Source organism: Actinocrinis sp. (assembly GCF_035650855.1).
Taxonomy (GTDB): domain Bacteria; phylum Actinomycetota; class Actinomycetes; order Streptomycetales; family Catenulisporaceae; genus Actinocrinis.
This window is the reverse complement of sequence record NZ_DASRGV010000329.1, coordinates 1-3,671: the sequence shown is the minus strand read 5'-3', so window position 1 is coordinate 3,671 and position 3,671 is coordinate 1. Positions and strand designations below refer to the sequence as shown.

Below are 3,671 nucleotides of genomic sequence, written 5' to 3'. Positions count from 1 at the left end.
GTTCAGCCCCTTCGGCCGGTCCACCGGGACCAGTTCGTGGGCGTCATCGAGGTCGTACTCGGCGAACCTGCCGAGCATCGCGGTCAGCTCGTACGGGTAGACCGTGTTGCGACTGGCCGCACGCAGCACCTTCTGCCGGTACGCGTCCAGCGGCTCGATCAGTTCGTCCGAGGGCTCGCCGATGGTCAGCTGGCTGCCGCCGGCGACGTCGAAGGAGACGCGCATCGCGACCTTCTCCAACGCCCCGGTCTCCGGGTCCTGCTGCCGGCCGATCAGCAGGATCTCCTCGAGCCCGGCCCCCGCGGTGGTCGGCAGCACGCGCGCGGCGATCGTGTCCAGCTCGGCACGGGTGATCGTGCTCGGCGGCCACACGTAGAGCACGATCCGGTTGGTGGAGAACCGGTTCTTCTCCGGACGCCGCGATTGCGCGCGGCGGATCGAGTCGAGACAGGCGGCCATGGTGTCCTCCGCCGTGGGCAGCGCGACCAGCCGGCCGTCGTGATCGCGCAGCTCGGTCAGGTCACGCACCTGCGCGAACGCGACCAGCCTGTCGTCCGCCGGGTCGTCCTTCGCGACGCACCGGAAGAGGTAGACCTCTTCGTCCGAGGAGGGCAGCCGGGTCAAGTCGAAGTTGCGCAGCCGCTCCAGCTGCATCCGCTGCGCGATGTACGGGTGCAGGCCGCGGATCAGCCGCTCCTCGCTCATCCCCGCTTCCGAACCCGAAGGCCGGAAGGTGAAGTGATGGTGCATCACCGCGCGTCCGCTACCCGCGACCGTCATGGTGACCCTGCGGACCTGGCTCGGCAACGGCTGCGCGTTGAGGACCTCGTGCAGCGCGGCGGCCATCGCGTCGAAGCCCTCCGGCTGCTTCTCCCAGGCGAGGTACACGTCCGCGTCGACCTCGTCGGCGGCTGCGCTCGCGACCTCGGCCAACCCGCGCAGCGCGTCGGGCAGCGCGTCGAAGCCGATGGCGGTGGACACCAGCCGGGACCCGGCGCGTTCGGCGACCACGAACCGGCAGCCGGACGCGTCGATCGTGCGGACGTGCACCAGCCCCTTGTTGCCGTAGTAGCGGCGGGTCAGCACCTCCAGCATCGGCGCGTGGTCGAAGCCGTCGCGGCCGAGCCGCTGGCCGAGCAGCCGCACCAGCGGCTCGGTGCTGCCGACCATCGCGGCGATGTGCTCGGCGCGGTCCGGGGCGTCCGGGTTCTCGTCGAGGTAGTGCAGGTGCTTGCGGATCTCGACGTAGACGCGGGCCCGGTTGCGGCGCAGCAGCGGCTGGCCGAGCCAGGCGAACACGATCCCGCGGGCGAGGTCGGCCACCACCGGGAAGCGGACCTGGGTGGCGGCGATCAGCCGCTCAAGGGCGAGGCCCACGGGCTCGCGCAACGCCTCGCCGGGCGGCGCCTCGCGCAGCCACTCGCGCAGCAGCGTCACCACCACGGTGGCGTCGGACGTGCCGCGCTGCAGCGCCAGGAAGATCCGGAACACCGCCCCTTCCAGCTCCGGCGTGCGGTCCAGCGCGGTGACGCCGTAGTGCCCGAGCGCCTTGGCCAGCTTCGCCTGGAACGAGGCCGGCAGCCCGGCGCGGTCGACATCAAGGCTCTGCAGGTAGGTGTGGAAGTGCTCGCGCGCGCTGTGCACGTGGCTGTCGCCGCTGCGCTCCTCGCCTACCGGCCGGTTGCGGCTCAGCTCGCTGAGATCGGCGAACACGGACAGCAGCTCGATCTCCTCGGCGAGCGGGCGCTGCCCCGCGGCGGCCAGCTCGGCGCGGGCGGCCAGGTAGTCGGCGAGCACCCGGTGCTCGTCGTGCGGGTCCACGTCGAAGCCGAGCAGGAGGCTGCGCAGATCCTGGACCCCGCGGCGGATCCGCTCGCCGGCCGGCACCGCGGACGTCCCGGCGGGCAGTTCGAGCTCGACCGCCTCGCTCGCGACGGCGGTCTGCGCCGCGGCGTCGCCCTCGTCGGCCAGCGGCTCCAGCCGCAGCAGCGGCGCGCCGGTCTCGACCTGGCTGCCTACCGTCACCGCGCATTCCTTGAGCCGCGCGCGGAACGGTGCCCGCAGCACCGTCTCCATCTTCATGCTCTCCAGCACCAGGACCGGCGCGCCCGCCTCGACCTCGGCGCCGACCGCCAGCGGCGTCGCGACCACGAGCGCGGGGGCCGGGGAGCGCATGACGCCGCCCTCATCGCGGCTGACCCGGTGCGCGACCCCGTCCACCTCGACGAAGTGGGTGGGTCCGTGCGTGTCGGTGACCAGCCGGAACCGGGCGCCGTTGACGACGATCTGGCCGGTGTGCTCGTCGAACCGGTCCAGCTCGACGTCCGCGGTCTGCGCCTGCGGGCCGGCGCCGGTGTCGATGCCGACCCGGAAGCGGTGCGCCCCGATACGCGCGACCTTGACGCGGTAGGTGGCTCCGCGCAGCTTCAGATCCAGCGGCCGGCCGCTCTTGTGCTGCACCTGCGGCCGCCCGCCGAACGCGGTCGACAGCAGCCGCTGCCGCTCGACCCGCTCCTCTTCCTCATAAGCCTCGATGGCGGCGGCGGCCAGCGCGACCCCGGAGTGCCGGTGCGTGACGAGGCCGCCTGCGGCGCGGACGCGGTCGATCCAGCCGGTGTCCGCGGTGGCGCCGACCACGTCCGGCTGGTCGAGCAGGTCGAGCACGAAGCTCTTGTTCGTCGCGCCGCCCTCGATGATGACCGTGGTCTCGGTCATCGCCCGGCGCAGCCTGCCGAGGGCCTCCTCGCGATCGCGGCCGTAGGCGATGATCTTCGCGATCATCGAGTCGAAGTCGGCCGGGATGGTGTCCCCTTCGCTGACCCCGGTGTCGACCCGGATGCCCGGCCCGGCGGGCAGGTCGAGCCGCGCGATCCGGCCGGGGGAGGGCGCGAAGTCGCGGTCGGGGTCCTCGGCGTTGAGCCGCGCCTCGATCGCGTGCCCGCGCTCGACCGGCCGCTCGCCGCTCAGCTTGCCGCCGGAGGCCACGTGCAGCTGGAGCTTGACCAGGTCGATGCCGTTGGTCGTCTCGGTGATCGGGTGCTCGACCTGGAGCCGGGTGTTGACCTCGAGGAACGCGAACAGCTTCTCGCCCGGGTGGTACAGGAACTCGACGGTCGCCGCTCCGCAGTAGCCCACCGAGACCGCGAGCCGCTCGGCGGAGGCCTTCAGTTCCGCGGCCTGGTCAGGGCTGAGTACCGGCGAGGCCGATTCCTCGATGATCTTCTGGTTGCGCCGCTGCACGGAGCAGTCGCGCACGCCGACCGCCCAGGCGGTGCCCTGGCCGTCGGCGATCACCTGGACCTCGACGTGCCGCGCGCCGGTGATCAGGCGTTCGAGGAACACCACACCGCTGCCGAACGCGCGCTCGGCCTCCTGACTGGTGCGCTCGTAGGCGTCGGCGAGTTCCCCGGGACCGGTGACGACGCGGATACCGCGACCGCCACCGCCCGCGGTCGCCTTGAGCATCAGCGGGTAGCCGATCCCGGCCGCCGCGCGCTTGGCGGCGTCCAGGCTCTCCACCGCGCCACGGCTCCACGGCGCCACCGGCACGCCGGCCTCCTCGGCGATCAACTTCGCGCCGATCTTGTCGCCGAGCTTGCGCATCGCCTCGGCACTTGGACCGATGAAGGTGATCCCGAGCTTCTCGCAGCGCTCGGCGAACACCGGGTCCT

The 3,671-nt window shown here is 72.5% G+C and carries 1 protein-coding gene; it reads right to left on the bottom strand.

Annotated elements, in window-relative coordinates; translation table 11 throughout:
- On the bottom strand, window positions 1-3,671 hold a 3,671-nt coding region (locus tag VFB40_RS23455), incomplete at both ends, for an ATP-binding protein (RefSeq protein ID WP_324854198.1).